Raw genomic sequence first — 18,253 nt, 5'->3', positions numbered from 1 at the left:
GCTGCTCTTCGCCGTCTCGCTCCGTGGCGGCGGAGCGACGACATCGGGCGAAAGCAGCCCCTCTTTCGTTTTTCCCCTTACACTTCAAAGACTTGGCACTTTGGCCGGCAAGAAAATGCCGGGTCCTCGTGAAATTGTCCTGCAAAACCCTTTGCCGCCGGAGATTGCGGCGCTAGATTGCATTGCGTGGAATCTGGGGGTGGAGGCCACGTGCCCGTATTGAACAGACATTTCAGACGCTACGATTTTGAAGGCGATCTTGAGAAGGCTCTCAATCGCGTCGATTTCTTTCGTATCTTTCACACCATGGCTCTCCGGCACGATTTCGAGCATTTCGGCGTGCTGCAGCTGACCAACGAACACGAGACGAGCCTGCTTGCCGGCCGCCTCATGCTGCACGATCTGCCGGCAGGCCTCGCCGAGGCCTACGACAAGCGCCATCGCCTCAACGATTGCGCCCTCTTCAAGAGCTTCTACAAATCGACGATCCCGACGGTCTGGCGCACGGACGAACGCGACGAGAACGGCTCGGCCGGCAGCGCCGACTTCCTCGACCAGATCGGCTTCGACATGGCGCTGTCCATTCCGGTGCATTCCGTCACCGGCACGCGCTATGTCGTGCTCTTCCTCGGCGACGGCGAGGACATCAGCCGCAACGAGCACTTCGAAATCTGCTACGAAGCCAACTGCGCCTTCGACTATTTCCACCGCCAGGTGCTCGCCAACAAGGCGGGCATGGGGCTGACGCCGCGCGAGACGGAAATCCTGCGCTGGATCTCCTATGGCAAGACGGCGAGCGAGATCGCGCTCATCGTCTCCGTTTCCGAGCATACGGTGAACTCGCATACCGCCACGATCCTGAAGAAGCTCGACGTGGTGAACCGCACGCAAATGGTCGCGAAGGCGATCCGTGAACAGATCATCCAGTAATGCCGCCAACCAGGTCCACGGCATTGCGGAAAGAAAAGTTAGGGACTTGTTAATATTTGCAGCCTGGACGACATTAGCCCCCGGTTTTCGGGGCCTACCGCCTGCCAGACGCAACCGGGTTCACCTGCCACCATGACAGCACAAGTGCACATCCTGCTCGTCGATGACGATCCCGCGGAAAACGTTATTCTAGGCGCGCTGATGCGCAAGATCACGAGCTACGCGATCACCCTGCACTATGTGGAGACGGTGGATGGCGCGCTCGGCTTCATCCGGTCGGGCGACGTAAGGCTGGACATGATCCTGATGGACAACCGGCTTCAGCCGCAGGCGGATTTCCGGGAGACGGTGCCGGAACTGCGCCGCACCGGCTACATCGGCCCGGTCGGCGTCATCTCGTCGTCGATCAGCGACGCCTATTTCCAGAAGATCGACGACTACGGCGTCGACTTCCGCATCGACAAGGCCGAGCTCGACCCGACCGCCATCGAATTCATCCTGCAGGAATATGTGGGGCGCGATACCGGCGCCGGCATCTGATCAAGTCCCGGCGCGGGCGCCGGGACTTTGAGCCGTGTCAGGCCGCCGGCTGGCGGGCGGCGGCACTTTCGAGGCCGAGCAGCATGCCGATCTGCGGGCGTGCCTTGACGAGATCGTCGATCGTGTACTGCTGCAGCACCTCGAAGAACGCGTTGAGCGCCTTGCGCAGCGCGGCATTGAGGCCGCAGCTGTCGACGAGCGGACATTCGATCTCACCCGCCTCGAAGCATTCCGCCATGGCGAAGGAATCCTCCGTCACCCGCACGACGTCGAACAGCGTGATCTCGTTTGCCGGCCTCGGCAGGCGAACGCCGCCGTTGCGGCCGCGCACCGTTTCGATGATGCCCGCCCGCGTCAGCGGCTGAAGGATCTTGAAGAGAAACAGTTCGGAGACGCCGTAGGCACGCGCGATTTCCGGAATGCGACTGAGCTTCTCACCGTTTGCCGCGCAGTACATCAACATGCGCACGGCATAGTTGGTTTGTTTCGTCAGACGCATCGGGGACTCCGAATCCGGTTTTTCAGGTTCCACGACATATAGGACAGATCGCGGTTTAGAACAATTCCAAAAAGCGGAAAATCACATTCATGTTATGCGACAGGTCGCACGATTGACTGCGGGGGGCAAGCCGTTAAAGACGACTTTAGCAGTAAAGAATAAATGCACCAGGAGGACCCGATGCAACTGCTCAAGACGTCTCTCGCCGCCCTTGCCCTCTCGACTGCCGGCCTGGCCTTTGCCCTGCCCGCCCATGCCGATGGTGAAGTCAATATCTACTCCTACCGTCAGCCGGACCTGATCCAGCCGCTGCTCGACGAATTCACCAAGGAAACCGGCATCGCCACCAACGTGCTCTTCCTCGACAAGGGCCTTGTCGAGCGCATCCAGGCAGAAGGCGCCAATTCGCCGGCCGACGTCATCCTGACGGTCGACATTTCCCGCCTGACGGAAGCCAAGGAAGGCGGCGTCACGCAGCCGGTCTCGAGCGACGTCATCAACAAGGACATCCCGGCGCAGTACCGCGATCCGGATGGCAACTGGTTCGGCCTGACCACGCGCTCGCGCGTCGTCTATGCCTCGAAGGACCGCGTCGCGCAGAACGAGATCACCTATGAGGAGCTTGCCGACCCGAAGTGGAAGGGCAAGATCTGCACGCGTGACGGTCAGCACTCCTACAATATCGGCCTCATCGCCTCGATGATCGCCCACCATGGCGAAGCCGAAGCCGAGAAGTGGCTGACGGGCCTGAAGAACAACCTCGCCCGCAAGCCCGACGGCGGCGACCGCGACCAGGCGAAGGCCATCCTCGCCGGCGAATGCGACCTGGCGCTCGGCAACTCCTACTATGTCGGTCTGATGATGACCAACGAGAAGGAGCCGGAACAGAAGGAATGGGCCGCCGCCATCAAGGTGCTCTTCCCGAACGCCGCCGATCGTGGCTCGCATGTCAACGTCTCGGGCATGGCCATGGCCAAGAACGCCCCGAACAAGGACAATGCGCTGAAGCTGATGGAATTCCTGTCCGACGGCACCGCGCAGAAGATCTATGCCGAGCAGGTCTACGAATATCCGGTCCTGCCGGGCGCCGAACCGTCGGAGGTCGTCAAGTCCTTCGGTACGCTGAAGCCCGACGCGCTGCCGCTCATCGACATCGCGGCCAATCGCAAGAAGGCCTCGGAACTCGTCGACAAGGTCGGCTACAACGACGGCCCGTCGCAGTAAAAATCCAGCCTCCCAAGGCAAAACCAGGAACGGCGGCCCTCGGGCCGCCGTTTTCGTTTATTGCAGGTCGGGATCCGACTGGCCGGAGATGATGCGGGCGTAGTCGATGATCTCCTTCTTGCGCTGCGGCGTGCCGGGATGGGTCGAAAGGATGTCCGTGCCGGACTTGTCGCCGAGCTTTTCTTCGAGAAGCGTGAAGAAACGGGCGATCGCCGCCGGCTCATAGCCGGCCTTGGCCATCAGTTCGACGGAGCGGCGGTCGGCCGCCGCTTCGGCGGAGCGCGAATAGGACAGCGCCAGCAAGCCGCCGCCCTGCACCAGCACGTCCTCCACCGCCGAGCCGACATCGCCGGCGATCAGCATGATGAGGCCGGTCATGCCCGCGGCGCGGTAGAGCTGGCGCAGGCTGTGCTCCAGCTCGACATGGCCGATCTCGTGCGCGAGCACGCCGACGATCATCTCGGTGTCCTTGCCCGCCATCTCGACGAGCTGGTCGGTGACGACGAGCGTGCCGTCCGGCAGGGCGAAGGCGTTCGGCCCGATGACGCCGCCGTCGCGGAAATTGAGGTTATAGGCCCCTGCCCCGCGCGGCGACTGCGCCGCGATGCGGGCGAAACCGTCGGCGATCTCCTTGCGGCGGGCCTCCGGCAGCTTGCTCGGCGAGAAGGCCGCCTTGTCGAGCGCCTCCAGCGTTCCCTTCGCCATCAGCTGCGGCACGATGGGCGGCGTCGTCCAGACGGCGACCTCGACCAGCGCCGGCACGCCCCAGCGATAGACCGCGCCGCCGAGCGCGAAGGCGACGAGCACGATCACGATGAGGCGCAGGCGGAACTGTTCAAGCCAGTGCACGGCCCCCGCCCCGCCCCTGCCGCGTGCGGCGAGGTACCGGTCGATGCCCTCATTGTCCGACGTCTCGAAGATCGAGCCATCGGGAAACGTCACCCGGCGGGGAACGGAGCCGACGCGCTCGGATATCTCCACCCAGGCAAGACCGGCGCCGGAGAGAGGCTTGTCACCGCTCGCCGGCATGGCCGCGATCTCGCCGCCCCTTTCGACGAGCCGGGCCTCCACCGAGCGGCTGGAGCCGGCGGGGTGCCATTCCCCGCCGGCGATGGCTGCGTTGTCAGAAGCCAAAATCGAACCCTTCAAAATCCATGAACTCGGAGCCGACGGCCGAGCCCTGCGCCTCGATGGCGCCGAACAGCTCGCCGACGTCACCGGCGAAGGTAACGCCCGTGTGCTGCCACGTATAGCGCGCCATGCGCACCGCCGCCCAGGGCCGCATCAGGCCGAAGGTGAGGAGCGTGACGAGCACGTTGGAAATGGCGATCCAGGTATAGCGGGTGCGCGACACGTCGCTCAGCAGCCGGTGCTGGCCATCGAAGGTCGTGGCGGACCAGGCGATGTTGCGCACGCCGGCCCGGTAGAACAGACCCGCGACGCCGAACGTCACGAAGATCACGATATAGCCGAGGACCGCGCTGAAGATCAGCGGTATCTGCTGGTCCGGTGTCAGCAGGCCGGGCGTCTCGATCATCGGCAGGATGAGCGGAAGGTTCACGAACACCAGCAGCGCGATGATGACAAGACCGATGAGGACGATGAGGAGCGACAGCAGCCACGACTTGTAGAGCGGGCCGAGCCTCGGGTCGGTATCGAAGGCCTTGCCGCCGTAGCGCAGGTTCGCGCCGAGATAGCGCGCGGCCCAGCGGCTGGCGAGCGGCGTCAGGATGCCGAGGGTCAGCACCGAGAGCACGCCGCCGAGGATGAAGGCCTTGAACGCACCGCCGGCGCCGCCGACGAAGTCGAAGCGCACGTTGCGGTAGCTCGTCACCCGCGCGCTGAATCGCAGGCCCTTGGCGACCAGCCAGGGCAGCGCGATCAGGACCACCGCGGTCGGCAGCAGCACGAGGATCGGCACCACCGCCGCGATGATGTTGAGCACGACAAGCGCGGCGAGCACGATGAGACGGCCGATCAGGATCTGCAGACCCTTGGCGTGATATTCGAACGACCGGCCGAGCAGAACGGTGTTGCCGTAGAAATAACGATTGCGCCGGACTTTCGCCCAGGCGGAGTAGATGCCGAGCGTGAGGATCGTCAGCAGCACATTGACGATCCAGATGCCGAAATATTCCGAGGCCTTGCCGGTAAAGACAAGGCGATGAAAGCCGCCCGCCTGCCCCGCGGGTTGCGGCGTTCCTGCCAAAGACATGTTTGCCCCCTTCGATAATGAACAGGGGGGTAACGGGCCGCGCTTGCGACCTATTCTTCGCAAGGCACAAAAAAGGGCTCCCGGGGGAGCCCTTTCGACGGTTCAGGGAAGGCGGATCACTTCATGGTCGGGATGGAGAACTCCGCGCCGCCCTTGATGCCCGACGGCCAGCGGCTCGTCACGGTCTTGGTGCGGGTCCAGAACTTGATCGAGTCGATGCCGTGCTGGTTGAGGTCGCCGAAGGCCGAGGACTTCCAGCCGCCGAAGGAATGGTAGGCGAGCGGAACCGGGATCGGAACGTTGACGCCGACCATGCCGATGTTGATGCGGCTGGCGAAATCGCGCGCCGCGTCGCCGTCGCGCGTGAAGATCGCGACGCCGTTGCCGTATTCGTGCTTCATCGGCAGGTCGAGGGCTTCCTCGTAGTTCTTGGCGCGAACGACCGAGAGGACCGGGCCGAAGATTTCGGTCTTGTAGATTTCCATGTCCGGCGTGACGTTGTCGAACAGGCAGCCGCCGACGAAGTAGCCGTCTTCATAGCCCTGCAGCTTGAAGCCGCGGCCGTCGACGACGAGGTTCGCGCCTTCTTCGACGCCCTTGTCGATGAGGCCGAGGATGCGGGTCTGGGCTTCCTTGGTGACGACCGGGCCCATGTCGGCCTTCTCGTCCGTGTACGGACCGATGCGCAGGCTCTCGATCATCGGCGTCAGCTTTTCGATCAGGCGGTTCGCCGTCTCTTCACCGACCGGAACGGCGACGGAGATCGCCATGCAGCGCTCGCCGGCCGAGCCGTAGCCGGCGCCCATCAGCGCGTTGCAGGCCTGGTCCAGGTCGGCATCGGGCATGATGATCATGTGGTTCTTCGCGCCGCCGAAGCACTGGGCGCGCTTGCCGTTGGCGGCAGCGGTGCCATAGACGTAGCGGGCGATCGGCGTGGAGCCGACGAAGGACACGGCAGCGATATCCGGATGCGCCAGAATGCCGTCGACCGCACCCTTGTCGCCGTTGACGACGTTGAGGATGCCTGCCGGCAGGCCGGCTTCGATCATCAGTTCGGCAAGGCGGATCGGCAGCGACGGGTCGCGCTCGGAGGGCTTGAGGATGAAGGCGTTGCCGCAGGCGATGGCCGGGGCGAACATCCACATCGGGATCATGCCCGGGAAGTTGAACGGCGTGATGCCCGCGCCGATGCCGACCGGCTGGCGGATCGAATACATGTCGATGCCGGGGCCGGCGCCTTCGGTGAACTCGCTCTTGGAAAGATGCGGGATGCCGATGACGAATTCGCAGACTTCGAGGCCGCGGATGACGTCGCCCTTGGAGTCTTCCACCGTCTTGCCATGCTCACGCGAGACCAGCACGGCCAGTTCGTCCATGTGCGTGTTCAGGAGTTCGACGAACTTCATGAAGACGCGGGCGCGGCGCTGCGGGTTGGTGGCGGCCCATTTCGGCTGCGCGGACTTCGCGCTGTCGATGGCGGCCTGGAGGTCGGCGTCGCTGGCGAGCGCGACCTGCGCCTGAACTTCGCCCGTCGCGGGGTTGTAGACATTGGCGGTGCGGCCGCTGGTGCCGGGAACCTTCTTGCCGTGGATGAAGTGGCCGATCTCGTACATTGGGGGAGTCCTCCGTGGTTATGGCGGGATCATTGCACTACAATTTGCACAACACAATCACCTCCTGTAAGGAACCGTTGTGCAAAAATTAAAGTCGGAGGCCCCATGAACTGGGATGATGCCCGCATGTTCCTGGCGGTGGCGCGCACCGGCCAGCTGCTCGCCGCCTCCCGCCGCCTCGGCGTCAACCACGCGACGCTCAGCCGCCGTGTCAGCGCGCTCGAGGAGGCGCTGAAGACCCGCCTTCTCATCCGCCGCACCAATGGCTGCGACCTCACCGCCGAGGGCGAGGCCTTTCTGCGTGCGGCCGAGCGGATGGAAACGGAAATGCTGGCGATGCAGGCCAGCATCGGCCGCATCGACACCGCCGTCGCCGGCACCGTGCGCGTCGGCGCGCCCGACGGGTTCGGCGTCTCCTTCCTCGCTCCGCGCCTCGGCCGGCTGACCGCCCGGCATCCGGAGCTGAAGATCCAGCTCGTGCCCGTGCCGCGTTCCTTCTCGCTTTCCCAGCGCGAGGCCGATATCGCGATCACGCTGGAGCGGCCAGAGCAGGGCCGTCTCGTCTCCTCGAAACTCACGGACTATACGCTCGGCCTCTATGCCTCGCGCGACTATCTCTCGGAAAACGGCACGCCGGAAACGGTGGAAGACCTGAAGGCGCACCGGCGCGTCGGCTATGTGGAAGACCTGATCTTCACGGCCTCGCTCAATTTCACCGGCGAGATCATGCGTAGCTGGGATGCCAGTTTCGAGATTTCCAGCGCCACAGGCCAGACGGAGGCCGTGCGCTCGGGCGCGGGCGTCGGCATCCTGCACGACTATATCGCCCGGCAGTATCCCGAACTCGTCCGCCTGCTGCCGGCCAACACGATCCGCCGCGCCTACTGGACGACCTGGCACGAAAGCGCACGGGACCTGGCGCGCGTGCGCACCGTCGCCGAGTTCGTGCAGGAACTCGTGCAGCAGGAGCACGCCATCTTCCTGTGAGGGTCAGTTCGAGGCGGTTTCCGGCAGGGGCACGAGCGCGCTTTTCGCCGGCGTCTTCTTCGTCTCGGACACGACGGCCGTCTTCCCGACCGTTTCGCCCGGCAGCGGAACGCGCACGGCGTTGCGGATGACGGCCGGCTCTTCCGCCCGCTTTTCCTCCACGACGACGCGGCGCTTCGGCGTGCGGCGCGGCTCGACGCTGTCCTCGGTGAGGACGACGGGCTCGCTGCGGGCGAGAACGGGCCCGGCGCTGCGCGCATAACCCGAACCGCCGGCATATTGCAGCATGGCGAAGGTATCGCGCGTCACCGGCTTCAGACGCATGCCGCCCATCAGCGCGGCGATACGGTCCTCCGGCATGGTGGGATGGCAGAAGCGCAGGCGCACCTGCGCCGAATAGGCGCCCGTCTCGAGCCGGCCGAGCGCGGTTTCCTTCAGCGGCGAGACGCGCTTGGCGAACTGCCAGGCATAGAGGCAGCTTCCCGATGTCCCGAGCGGCCCGGTCGCATACCCATAGACGCCGTGCACGTTCTCGCCGGCGGCCGAGCTGATCGTCATCGCGACGCCCGGCAGCGCCTGCCGCATCTCGGCCATGACGGCGCGCCGCGTCGGCGCGCGCAGGAAGACCGCGCCCTCGGAGGGCGTGCCGACACGCACCGTCAGCACGTTCTCGCCCGCCGAGGCCGTGGCGTTGGAATAGACGATCGCCTGCTCGAAGAAGCCGTCGCGCGCCGTCTGGCGCACGCTCTCGATGCGGCCGGAGATCGACGGCAGGTAGGCGGCGGCAAATTCCGGCGAGACCTCCGTCGCGATCGACGGGGCATCGGGACGGATGGCGCCGGTCTCGAGGAACGGGTCGTGCACGGCGGTGCAGCCGGCAGCAAGGAGGGGAAGAAGAGCGAGGATCAGCCGCAGCATCGGGCACCTATCGGGTCGAGGAGACGGCAAGGCCACGGGCCGCCGCCGGATCGTAAAGGCTCATGTTCAGCCGCGCGAAGACGGCCTGCGCCTGCCCCCGGTTGCCGAGATGGTAATAGGCCCAGCCGCGCAACTGGCTGAGATCGGCCGGCTCGGCGACGAGGGCCGCGCGGGCGTTCAGCGCATCGAGCACACGCTGATACTGCTTGTGATCGAAGGCCGAGCGGGCGCGCTGCCAGTAGATTTCGGCCCGCACCTCCCGGTCGCGCTTTTCCGCCAGCGGATACATGGCGATCATCGCCTCGGCATCGTCCGTCAGGCGGCCGCGCAGAAGGGTCAGCGCCGCGCCATAGGCGGCGTCCTGCCGGGTGCGGCTGTTGCCGAGCGCCGCCTCGAAGGCGTTGCGGGCCTCGGCAAGACGGCTGAGTTCCAGATGGCACCAGCCCTTGATGAGCATGGCATCGGCGGAGACCGCGCCGCGCGCTTCCATGCCCGCGATTTCCTTGACGCAGGCGCTGAAGCGCTTGGCCTTGAAATGGGCGAGGTAGCCGGTGGCGGCCGAGGATGCGGAGGCGACGGGCATTTCGACGGCGACGCTGCGCCGGCCGCCCTTCGGCGGCGTCGCGACCTTTATCTCCGCCCAGATATCCGGGTAGACGGCCCGGTATTCGTCCTCGAGCGCTGCATAATCCTGCTTTTCGCCGAGGCGCAGCAGGCTGAGGGCAAGGCCCTTGACGCGCACCGGCGCGCTTTCCCAGTCGAGCGCCTTCAGGAACCAGGCTTTCGAGGCCTCGTACTGGCGGGAATTATAGGCGTACCAGGCGAGGATTTCCGCATGGTCGGCATTCTTCGTCGCGAGGATCGCATTGCTGTAGGCCGTGACGGTCTTCACGTCCGCATCCGGCTGGTCGGGTTTGGAGAAGCGCAGCGACAGCGCGTTCATCAGGAATTCCGGGTCACCGGAAAATTCGGCGATATAATCCTCGGCGACGGCATAGGCCTCGTCCTGCTTGTTCATCGCGACGAGCGAGAGATAGAGGCCCTTGGCATTTTCCGCGTCGCGGCGCTTGGCGAGCGCGGCCTTGAACCAGCGCTCGGCGCTGTCCGGCGTCTTGAGCTTCAGGTCGTACCAGCCGAGCAGCGACAGGTCCTCGAGGCGCTCGCCCTTTTCCGCGACGGTGCGCAGCTTGGCGATCTCGCCGTCGGCAAGCGGCGTCTGGCGCTTGTCGTCCGCATTGAAGTCGGCGACATCCTTGCGCGTGAGGTCGAGTTCGACCGGCTGAAGACCGGCCTGCAGCAGCGGCGAAGCGGCAAAGAGGCTCATGGCCTTGCGCACGTCCTCGGCGGCAAAATCCCGCGTCGACTTCTGCAGCGTCGTCAGGATCTGCGCATCCGGCAGGCGCTTGTCGCCCTCGCGGAAGAGAAGGCCGCGATAGACCGTGGTCAGCGCATCCTTGCTGCCCGTTCCGGCATAGGCGTCGAGCAGCATCCAGACGAGATCGACCTCCGTCTCGCTGGAGGGGTCGAGCGTCTTTGCCGCCTCGATGACGCCCATCCAGTCCTTGCGGGCGGTCGCGGCGGTCATCTCGACGCGCTGCTTGCGACGGGCGAGCTTTTCGGAAAAATCCGCGCTCGGCATCCATTCGGGGGTCTGCGAGCGGTGGCGGCCGATCTCGGCCTCGATGCCGGTGAAGTCGTCCTTCTCGTAGAGCGCCCAGAGCGTGCTTTCGTCGACCTGACGCGCCGCGGGCGTATAGACATCCGCCGGCACGACGAAATCGGGGTATTTCAGCCGCAGCCGGCTCGTCTCGGCATCGAGCCGGTCCTGCTGTTTCTGCTCGACGTAGTAATAGAGCGCGGCCAATTCCACCGCATCGGGTGCGGGCTTCTTGTCCGCGGCAAGGACCGAAAGCGCGGTCGAGCCGAGGAGAAGGGCGGACAGGAAAAGCGTTCTCATGTGTCGGACCTCACGCCCTTGCGCGGCACCGTCAGGCCGAGCCAGGCGGCGAAGAGGCCGAGGCTGGCGAGCACGAGCAGCACATAGATCTGGAAATTGTCGGAGAACCAGGCGGCCGCCACCCGGCGAAGATTGCCGGGGCTGCGGTCGGCAAGGTCCGCGATATAGCGGTCGGCGGCCGGAAGGCTCACCAGCGACAGGCTTGCCGTCTCGATGGAGGCGGTGCCGCCCTGAAGGCCGCGCCAGACGGACGGCTCGACGAGACGCTGCACGCCGGCATCCACATCGCGCGGGGAATTGGCCTTGATCACCGTCCAGGTGGCGAGACCGTCGGGCGACTGCATCTGCGACAGCGTGACGAGCGAGCCCTCGCCATGGGCAAGGCTGGCGCCGTCCGCATCCTCGTAGTTCAGCCAGCGGCCGAAGTTCTTCGAGGCGGCGGAGAACCAGAGCTGGGCGCGCGAGCCGAAGGACAGGTCATCCTCTTCCGCCGCCGTCGATTTGTGGAAGGCCTGCAGCAGGTCTGCCGTATCGTCGCCGCCGCCGGTCGAGACCGAGGCGGTGACGACCGGATCGGTCTTCATGAGATCGGCGAGGGAAGCGGTGACGTCGCCCGCATCCGGGAAGGCGGCCTTGCCCGTCTTGCCAAGCTCGGCAAAGTCGTTCTGCGAAGAAACGACGAGGGCGTCGCGGCCCGTGCCTGCGGCCGGCGCGCCGAGGACGATCTTTGCGTTCAGCGGCGAACGGGCCGAAAGCGCAAGGCGCGAGAGCATCGTCAGGCCCGCGCCGACCGACTGGGAATCCGACCGGTCGATGACGAGATCGAACGGCTTGCCGCCGCCATAGGGATAGGCCTTGCCGGCGAGCGCCGCGAGATCCGGCAACCGGCCGACGCGGGCAAGGTCCGGCACCTCGATCGCCGTCGTGTCGAGCAGGATGAAGCGCGGCTTGGCGTCGTCGCGCTCCTCCGGCCGGCAGGCGGCATCCGCGGCGACCGGCAATTCGGCAAGCAGCTCCACCCGGTTTACGCCCGGCTGGAAGGCGCGCAGCGGCAGTTCGATGCGCTTGCCGTCGAACTGCTGGCCCTCGCGGTTGCGGAAGGGATAGCTCGTCACGACCTTGTCGTTGACGCGCACGAGAAGCTGGGCGGTCTGCTCCAGCCCCGGCGAGGTGGCGGCGGAAAGGCGCAGATCGATGGTCGCATATTCGGCCGGATAGAAATCCGCCGGCATTTCGACGGTGAAGTCGGTGCGCGAAAGGCGGCCGGAGAAGACGCGGGTCTCGTAGCCGGCTTCCTTCAGGCTGCGGCGCTCGCCGGCGTCCACCGCAAGAACGCCCCTGCCCTTGCCGAAAATGCCGGATTTCAACCCGTCGGCCATCGGCCCCTTCACGGCGGCAAGCACGGCCGTGTTGATGTCACCGAGGCTGCCGGCGCGCAGAACGACCGTCGCCCGCTCGTCCGACGCGCCCGCCGCGACGGAAAGGCCGCGCGGCGCGGCGGAAAGACCGAGCCGGGAAAGCGTGGCGGCGCCGGCGCGGTCCATCGCCATGACGAGATCGATGCCCGGACCGGTGCCGGGCGTATCGGCGACGGAGACCGTCACGTCGTCGCGATCGAGGAAGAGAACCAGCGCCTGAAGGGCCGGCGCGACTTCGTCGAGCGCCTCGGCCGTCAGCGCGTCGGGCACGACGATGCGGACATCCGTGCGCTGCGCCGCGTTGCGGCGGACGGAGAGCAGGCTGTCGAAATCGGTGAAGGCGGACGGCACCGTCGCGGAAAAGCCGGTCAGCTTGGGATCGAGCTTCGTCCAGAGCTCATAGGTCGCCTCCAGCGAGCAATCGACCCGGTGATGCTGGCGGGCGCGCAGGCGCACCTCGTTGCGGCCGGCCTTCAGGAATTCCGCGCCGACGCGCAGCGCCTCGGTGCGCACGCCGTTCGGCGAGACGATGGGGAAACTGCCGGCCTCGCGGCCGTTGACCTCGATATCCATCCGCGCCGTGTCGGGCAGGACCGAGACGGCGTTGACATAGGCAAGGTTCAGCGCACCGCCGGCAGCGGCCTGCGGGCCGTCGAGCGCGAAGGTGAAGGTCGCCACGGCATCCTCGCCCGACAGCGTGAAGGCATCGGCCGACTGTTCGAAGGGCACGAGATGGCCCGCGGCAGCCTCTTCCGGCTGCGCGGCGGTGCCAGTTTCTACCGGTTCGGGCATGAGGCCACCGGAAAGGGCGGTGCTTTCCAGGAGGGGCCGGGCAGCGTCGGCCACCAGGCCTTCCGCGCGGGCGAGGCCGGCGGAGGCGAGGATGAGGGCGAGGCCGAGGCCGAGGGGAGCGAGAAGAAGAGGCTTAGCCATAGGCCTGGGTTCCTGTCAGGACCGGCGGCAGCTCGGGGGTGCGGCCGGAAATCTGGGCATTGTTCTCCTTGACGACGATGGGGGCGTCGGCGACGGAGGTGACGGCGTTTTCGCGGATGAGGCCGGCGGCATAGCGCAGCGCCCGCAGCGTCTCGCGAATGCTCCACAGCATGAAGCGCGAGGTGCCCCAGAAGAAGCTGCCGCGCACCTGGCGGCGGGTCAGGCGCTCCTGCAGCACGGCCTGGTCGGAATACATCAGCTCGGCAATGGCGAGGAAGGTTTCCGGCGTGCGCTCCTTGTAGGCGAAGCCGTAGACGGCGCCCTCGCCCAGACTGCGGCTCGAGCGGCAGACCACGTCGAAGGCGATGACCTGGCCGCCGCGGCGCAGCTGGATCGTCGCCTCGACCGGGTTCTCCGGGTCGATCTGCGGCGCCTGCTCGACGAATTCCACCGAGACGCCGCCGAAGGAGGCATCCTGCACGATGATGTTGCTGAGCTTGCCGTCCATCTTCATCAGCGCGTGGCGCTTGACCGGCAGGCGCTGGTTGCGGCGCAGCTCGCGCCGTTCGGCGACGACGCCGAGCGCCGCGCCGGCAAGACCGAGATTGATGAGGTTCCAGCCGGCGACGATGGTCAGGAGCTCGGTGGCGACCGGCTCCGTCAGGAAGCGGTATCCGGAATAGAGCGCGGCGGCCAAAAGCACGAAGAAGATGAGGAAATAGGGCCGGGCGAGCGGCGACAGCATGCTGCGGTCCAGCGTCTGGCCCTTGGCGGTGACATTGAAGGTGGGCTTGCGCGGATTGCGGACCACGCTGAGGATCGAGCCGAACAGCATGACCGACTGGACATATTCGTAAAGCTCGGACACCCAGGGCCAGCGCACGCGGCCGTAAAGGTAGCTCTGCATCGCGAAGGAGCCGATGAGATAGGTCACGGCATAGGAGGCGAATTCGAGGATGTTCGCCTGGTAAATCTCCAGCGAGAAGAAGATGTAGAGCAGCGGCGAGAAGACGAAGGCGAGCCGTGACAGCGGGAACAGCCAGAAGAGGTTGATGCCGGCATAGCAGATGCGCTGGGCGAGCGTCAGGCCCTTGGCGAGGAACGGCCGGTTGAGGATGAGGATCTGCAGCATGCCCTGGCACCAGCGGGCGCGCTGGCCGATGAAGGAGACGAAGGTCTCCGGCTGCAGGCCGGCGATCAGCGGCTTGTCGACATAGATGCTGTGCCAGCCCTTGGAATGCAGCGCCAGCGCCGTCTCGCAATCCTCGGTGATCGACTGGCCCGAAAAGCCGTTGGCCGTCGCAAGCGCCGAGCGGCGCAGCACGGCCGCCGAGCCGCAGAAGAACGACGCGTTCCACTTGTCGAGCCCGCGCTGCAGGATCGAATAGAACATCTCGTTTTCCGAAGGCATGCGCGCGAAGGTCTGGAGGTTCTTTTCCAGCGGATCGGGATTGAGGAAATAGTGCGGCGTCTGGACGAGGAAGAGCTTCTTGTCCTTGGCGAAATAACCGACCGTCTCGCGCAGGAAAGCCCTGACCGGCGCATGGTCGGCGTCGAAGACGACGACGAGCTCGCCGTTCGAGATCTTCAGGCCCTCGTTGAGGTTGCCGGCCTTGGCATGGTCGTTCTGCTTGCGGGCGTGGTAGTGCACGCCGAGCGAGGCGCAGAGGGCCTTCAGCTGCTCGTGGCGGCGGATCGCGGCAATCGAGATGCGCGGATCCTTGTGGTTGCGCTTGGCCTCCGTGCCGCCGTCGTCCAGCAGATAGACGTTCAGCTTGTCCTTGGGATAGAGCAGGGATTTTGCGGCCGCCAGCGTGCCGGCGAGCAGTTCCGGCTCCTCGTTGTAGGAAGGAATGAAGACGTCGACGGTCGGCAGGTCCGCGGCATCGCCGATTTCGGGCGCCTTGCGCTCCAGCGGGTCGGCCAGCATGAAGAAGCTGATCGCCAGCATGGCGAGGCAGTACATCTCGGCGAGATAGAGGATCAGGCCGGGGATGAAGTTCAGCGGTTCATGGATGCTGGGCAGCGTCTCGGTCGTGCGCCAGAAGGCGTAACGCATCGCGAGAATGCCGGCGAAGGTGAAGGTGACGAGCCGGAAGGTGGTGCTCTTCGGGCGGGTCATCGCCAGGAACATCACGCCGAGCACGGCGAAACTGAGAATAAGCTGGGCCTGGAGGCTGATCGGCAGCCAGAGAAGGAACAGCCCGAGCAAGCCGGCGGGAATCGCCAGCCATTTGACGCACGTCATGTGCATTTGAAGAACCCCATTTGCATCGCGGCGGCGCGTCATGCGGACCGGTTCCCGTCATGGGAACGGGAGGACCCTAGGGATTCATTGGTCAACGGAGTCCTAATGGCGTGCCGAATCGGGATCAGCCATCGCTTATGTAGTAAACGAAACGTTTACAGCCGCTTAGGGGTGAACGACCGGCTGCGCGCGGGCGACGATGAGGATGCCGGCGAGGGAAACGAGGAGGCCTGCGGCCATCGCCCAGGACAGCGGCTCGCCGAACATCACGAAGGCCCAGATCATCGTCACGGGCGGGCTCAGATAGAGCACCGCCGTCACCCGCGCCGGCGAGGACTTGCGCAGCGCCAGATAATAGAGGCTCCAGGCGCCGAAGGTGGCGACGAAGACGAGCCACAGGATGCCGCCGACAAAGCCCTCCTCCATCACCGGCAGCACGCCGCCCTCATGCCAGGCGAGCGGAACGAAAAGGGCGGCCGCGGACAGGCACTGGATGCAAAGGCTCTGGTAGACGGGCATGGCGTTGACCCGGCTGCGCTTTTGCAGAAGCGTCGCGAGCGCCAGCGACAGTGTGCCGAGAATGGGCAATCCGTAGGCCCAGAGCGGCACCGCGCCGAGATCGAGCGCGCCGCCGGAGGCAATGAGCACGCCGACAAGCCCGATGAAGGAACCGATCCACTGCCGGCCGCTCAGCGCCTGTCCGAGAATGGGCCAGGAAAGGAACGCGACGGCGAGCGGCAGCATGTCGGTTATCAGCGCGACGAGGCCGGTCGGCACGCCAAGGCCGATCGCCAGCGCGAAGCCCGAGAGATAGCCCGCCATGGCAAGCGCGCCGAGCAGCATCTGGAAGGCGACGTCCCTGCCCCGCAGCTTCGGCCCCAGCAGGAGGGCGAAGGGCAGGAGGACGAGGCCGGATACGAGGCTGCGCCACAGAAGGATGAGGAAGATCGGCGCATGGTCGCTGGCAAAGCGGATGCCGATGAAGCCGGCGCTCCAGCACACGACCAGCGCGGCCTCGAGAATGACGAGGATGGCGAGCGCCTTGAGCTGCGCGGGCCGGCGTGGCGGCGAGACGGCAAGGTCCGTGGCGGTCATAGGCGGTCCATGATCGAGAGTGCGATCCTTCGGGCCGCCTTCAGCCGCCCGTCATGCCCGTCGAGGCCGGCGCGGGCCATCGCCCCTTCCAGCACGAAGGAGAGGTGCTCGGCCGTCTCGTCGGCAAGGGCGACATCCTCGGGCTTCATCTCCCGCAGATAGGTCCGGAAGAGTTCTTCGACCTCGTCCTTCTGGAAGGCCACCGTCGCCCGGCCGGCATCGCCGACGGGCAGTTCCGCCGCCGCATTGAGCAGGCCGCAGCCGCGAAAACCCCAGCCATAGGCGAGTTCGGCATGGTCGACATAGGAATCGAAGACCGCCAGCAGCCGCTCGCGCGGCGTCCCGGCCCCGGCCAGCCGCTCGCGGAAGAGCGCGTGCCACTCCTCCAGCCGCGCATCGAGATAGGCCTTCACCAGATCCGACTTGGAGGCGAAATTGTTGTAGAGGCTCATCTTCGCGACGCCGGCATGGGCGGTGATCGTGTCGATCCCCGTCGCCCCCACCCCGTCCCGATAAAACAGTTCCGCCGCCGCCTTCAGCAACCGCTCCCGTGCCGGCACCCGCTCGCTCATTCCGCGCCTCCGTTCATATGTAGACCGATCTACCTATTTCGCTCACCTGTCAAGGTGTGCGGACGAACGGCGCGAAAACCGCGTCGGTCTGAAGGGCGATCATTCATGAGATGAAGGGAGGCGGGATGGGGGCAAGAGAGGGTTTCGCGCCACGCCTCACGGGTTCTGGCACGATCTCCCCGGCGCCTCAGCCATCTCCAGCGGTCCACGGCGGGCACCCAAGATGCTGCGGGCGTAAACCGTCAGGACTGTTTTGCGGGATCGGGGATCGGGAAGGAAGTTCCCCTCTCCCGGTAAGTCTTTGTGACATATCGACTTACTGGGAGAGGGGAATGGTACGGTTGAGTGGGGTCGAACCACCGACCTCAGGTGCCACAAACCTGCGCTCTAACCAACTGAGCTACAACCGCACAAGGCGCGTCCGGCGCGCTTGGGGGTCACATACGGGGACCCGGAGCTTTTTTCAAGCGTTTTTTGCACTGCCCCAAATGAAAATGGCCGGACGACGCCCGGCCATTCTATCACAGGGTCGAAACCCGCACCATGGCGCGGATCAGACCGTCTTGAAGGACTTCATGGCCTTCTCGGCAGCCGACTTGCCGGGAGCGGCAACCTTTTCGGCAACCTTCTTGGAGGTTTCCTGAAGGGTCTTGGCCTGCTCGACGGCGACTTCAGCCTGCTTGCGCAGGAAGGCGGTCTGCAGTTCGAACAGCTCGGAAACCGACTTCACGCCGAGGAGGGCTTCCATGTGCGAAAGCGAGTTTTCGGCATTGGTGCGGAGCGCTTCGATGGCCTTGAGGCCGAGTTCGACGGAGCCGGCCTGCGCGCTTTCGAGCGTCGCTTCAACGGTCTTCGTGGCGTCTTCGGCAGCTTCCTTCATCTTGGCATAGGCTTCCTTGGTCTGAACGGCGCCCTTTTCGGCGAATTCACGGAAGCTTTCGGAAAGCTTGGACGGGTCGATGGATGCGATGGAGAATACGTCGTCGGTCTTCTTGGTAGCCATTGTCTGCGCTCCTTGGTTTGGCCCTCTCTAGAGGCGCCGTGTTCTTGGATGACCTCTATATAGTCGATCTCATTTCGCATTGCAACAATTTTGTGCGCTGC

15 protein-coding genes and 1 tRNA gene are annotated in these 18,253 nt (G+C 65.4%); 4 read left to right on the top strand and 12 right to left on the bottom strand.

Annotation, left to right across the window (positions count from 1 at the left end; translation table 11 throughout):
* Window positions 1-210 precede the first annotated feature (210 nt).
* Both V8U06_RS10690 and V8U06_RS10685 read left to right on the top strand, forming a co-directional pair.
* Window positions 211-930 carry a helix-turn-helix transcriptional regulator gene (locus V8U06_RS10690; RefSeq protein WP_427140599.1) on the top strand — a complete coding sequence of 240 codons (720 nt, stop codon included), beginning with the start codon at window positions 211-213 and terminating at the stop codon, window positions 928-930.
* 132 nt (window positions 931-1,062) lie between these two features.
* Window positions 1,063-1,470 (top strand): response regulator, encoded by a 408-nt coding sequence (locus V8U06_RS10685; protein ID WP_427140598.1) that lies wholly within the window; start codon window positions 1,063-1,065, stop codon window positions 1,468-1,470.
* Window positions 1,471-1,507: 37 nt separating this feature from the next.
* Here V8U06_RS10685 and rirA read toward each other — a convergent pair whose 3' ends face one another.
* The gene (gene rirA / locus V8U06_RS10680; protein ID WP_427140597.1) at window positions 1,508-1,969 is read right to left on the bottom strand and encodes an iron-responsive transcriptional regulator RirA; all 462 of its coding nucleotides are present in this window, start codon (window positions 1,967-1,969) and stop codon (window positions 1,508-1,510) included.
* Between the two features lie 180 nt (window positions 1,970-2,149).
* Between rirA and V8U06_RS10675 the strand changes: the two genes are divergently transcribed.
* Window positions 2,150-3,193 carry a Fe(3+) ABC transporter substrate-binding protein gene (locus V8U06_RS10675; protein WP_226920348.1) on the top strand — a complete coding sequence of 348 codons (1,044 nt, stop codon included), beginning with the start codon at window positions 2,150-2,152 and terminating at the stop codon, window positions 3,191-3,193.
* A gap of 57 nt (window positions 3,194-3,250) precedes the next feature.
* On the opposite strand, the gene V8U06_RS10670 is transcribed toward V8U06_RS10675, so the two are convergent.
* The 3 genes from V8U06_RS10670 to V8U06_RS10660 all read right to left on the bottom strand — a co-directional run bounded on the left by V8U06_RS10670 (window position 3,251) and on the right by V8U06_RS10660 (window position 7,021).
* The gene (locus V8U06_RS10670) at window positions 3,251-4,327 is read right to left on the bottom strand and encodes a M48 family metallopeptidase (RefSeq protein ID WP_427140596.1); all 1,077 of its coding nucleotides are present in this window, start codon (window positions 4,325-4,327) and stop codon (window positions 3,251-3,253) included.
* Window positions 4,317-5,408, bottom strand: a complete 1,092-nt coding sequence (locus tag V8U06_RS10665) for a YjgN family protein (protein ID WP_226920350.1) — start codon at window positions 5,406-5,408, stop codon at window positions 4,317-4,319. Before V8U06_RS10665 ends, V8U06_RS10670 begins: the two co-directional genes overlap by 11 nt.
* 116 nt (window positions 5,409-5,524) lie before the next feature.
* Window positions 5,525-7,021, bottom strand: coding sequence for a CoA-acylating methylmalonate-semialdehyde dehydrogenase (locus V8U06_RS10660; RefSeq protein WP_427140595.1), 1,497 nt, complete (start codon window positions 7,019-7,021; stop codon window positions 5,525-5,527).
* Window positions 7,022-7,126: 105 nt separating this feature from the next.
* Here V8U06_RS10660 and V8U06_RS10655 point away from each other — a divergent pair, with 105 nt between their 5' ends.
* On the top strand, window positions 7,127-8,008 hold the full coding sequence (locus tag V8U06_RS10655) for a LysR family transcriptional regulator (protein WP_427140594.1): 882 nt from the start codon (window positions 7,127-7,129) through the stop codon (window positions 8,006-8,008).
* A gap of 3 nt (window positions 8,009-8,011) precedes the next feature.
* Here the strand turns inward: V8U06_RS10655 and bcsN are convergent, their stop codons facing one another.
* The 8 genes from bcsN to V8U06_RS10615 all read right to left on the bottom strand — a co-directional run bounded on the left by bcsN (window position 8,012) and on the right by V8U06_RS10615 (window position 18,152).
* A complete protein-coding gene (bcsN, locus tag V8U06_RS10650) occupies window positions 8,012-8,926 on the bottom strand; it encodes a cellulose biosynthesis protein BcsN (protein ID WP_427140593.1) in 915 nt (304 codons plus the stop codon).
* Window positions 8,927-8,933: 7 nt separating this feature from the next.
* Window positions 8,934-10,883, bottom strand: coding sequence for a hypothetical protein (locus V8U06_RS10645; RefSeq protein ID WP_427140592.1), 1,950 nt, complete (start codon window positions 10,881-10,883; stop codon window positions 8,934-8,936).
* Window positions 10,880-13,234, bottom strand: a complete 2,355-nt coding sequence (locus V8U06_RS10640; protein WP_427140591.1) for a cellulose biosynthesis cyclic di-GMP-binding regulatory protein BcsB — start codon at window positions 13,232-13,234, stop codon at window positions 10,880-10,882. Before V8U06_RS10640 ends, V8U06_RS10645 begins: the two co-directional genes overlap by 4 nt.
* Window positions 13,227-15,488 (bottom strand): UDP-forming cellulose synthase catalytic subunit, encoded by a 2,262-nt coding sequence (gene bcsA, locus V8U06_RS10635; RefSeq protein ID WP_226920356.1) that lies wholly within the window; start codon window positions 15,486-15,488, stop codon window positions 13,227-13,229. The genes V8U06_RS10640 and bcsA overlap by 8 nt, the downstream gene beginning before the upstream one ends.
* A gap of 159 nt (window positions 15,489-15,647) precedes the next feature.
* Complete coding sequence (locus tag V8U06_RS10630) at window positions 15,648-16,577, bottom strand: DMT family transporter (protein ID WP_427140590.1); 930 nt, start codon at window positions 16,575-16,577, stop codon at window positions 15,648-15,650.
* Window positions 16,574-17,149, bottom strand: coding sequence for a TetR/AcrR family transcriptional regulator (locus tag V8U06_RS10625; protein ID WP_427140589.1), 576 nt, complete (start codon window positions 17,147-17,149; stop codon window positions 16,574-16,576). The genes V8U06_RS10630 and V8U06_RS10625 overlap by 4 nt, the downstream gene beginning before the upstream one ends.
* Window positions 17,150-17,482: 333 nt before the next feature.
* A tRNA-His gene (locus tag V8U06_RS10620) sits at window positions 17,483-17,559 on the bottom strand.
* Window positions 17,560-17,702: 143 nt separating this feature from the next.
* Entirely contained in the window at window positions 17,703-18,152 is a 450-nt protein-coding gene (locus V8U06_RS10615; protein ID WP_226920365.1) for a phasin, read from the bottom strand.
* Window positions 18,153-18,253: the final 101 nt, after the last annotated feature.

It is taken from the genome of Shinella sp. G-2 (genome assembly GCF_050172695.1).
GTDB lineage: Bacteria > Pseudomonadota > Alphaproteobacteria > Rhizobiales > Rhizobiaceae > Shinella.
Note: the sequence above shows the minus strand (reverse complement) of the source record. Positions and strands in the feature narration are given on the sequence as shown.

What these genes read in the sequence shown, in the direction of transcription:
- V8U06_RS10645 (WP_427140592.1), bottom strand. Translation starts at nt 10,883, where the DNA reads ATGAGAACGCTTTTCCTGTCCGCCCTTCTCCTCGGCTCGACCGCGCTT.
- V8U06_RS10640 (WP_427140591.1), bottom strand. Translation starts at nt 13,234, where the DNA reads ATGGCTAAGCCTCTTCTTCTCGCTCCCCTCGGCCTCGGCCTCGCCCTC.
- V8U06_RS10665 (WP_226920350.1), bottom strand. Translation starts at nt 5,408, where the DNA reads ATGTCTTTGGCAGGAACGCCGCAACCCGCGGGGCAGGCGGGCGGCTTT.
- V8U06_RS10625 (WP_427140589.1), bottom strand. Translation starts at nt 17,149, where the DNA reads ATGAGCGAGCGGGTGCCGGCACGGGAGCGGTTGCTGAAGGCGGCGGCG.
- bcsA (WP_226920356.1), bottom strand. Translation starts at nt 15,488, where the DNA reads ATGCACATGACGTGCGTCAAATGGCTGGCGATTCCCGCCGGCTTGCTC.
- V8U06_RS10630 (WP_427140590.1), bottom strand. Translation starts at nt 16,577, where the DNA reads ATGACCGCCACGGACCTTGCCGTCTCGCCGCCACGCCGGCCCGCGCAG.
- V8U06_RS10685 (WP_427140598.1), top strand. Translation starts at nt 1,063, where the DNA reads ATGACAGCACAAGTGCACATCCTGCTCGTCGATGACGATCCCGCGGAA.
- V8U06_RS10615 (WP_226920365.1), bottom strand. Translation starts at nt 18,152, where the DNA reads ATGGCTACCAAGAAGACCGACGACGTATTCTCCATCGCATCCATCGAC.
- rirA (WP_427140597.1), bottom strand. Translation starts at nt 1,969, where the DNA reads ATGCGTCTGACGAAACAAACCAACTATGCCGTGCGCATGTTGATGTAC.
- bcsN (WP_427140593.1), bottom strand. Translation starts at nt 8,926, where the DNA reads ATGCTGCGGCTGATCCTCGCTCTTCTTCCCCTCCTTGCTGCCGGCTGC.
- V8U06_RS10655 (WP_427140594.1), top strand. Translation starts at nt 7,127, where the DNA reads ATGAACTGGGATGATGCCCGCATGTTCCTGGCGGTGGCGCGCACCGGC.
- V8U06_RS10660 (WP_427140595.1), bottom strand. Translation starts at nt 7,021, where the DNA reads ATGTACGAGATCGGCCACTTCATCCACGGCAAGAAGGTTCCCGGCACC.
- V8U06_RS10675 (WP_226920348.1), top strand. Translation starts at nt 2,150, where the DNA reads ATGCAACTGCTCAAGACGTCTCTCGCCGCCCTTGCCCTCTCGACTGCC.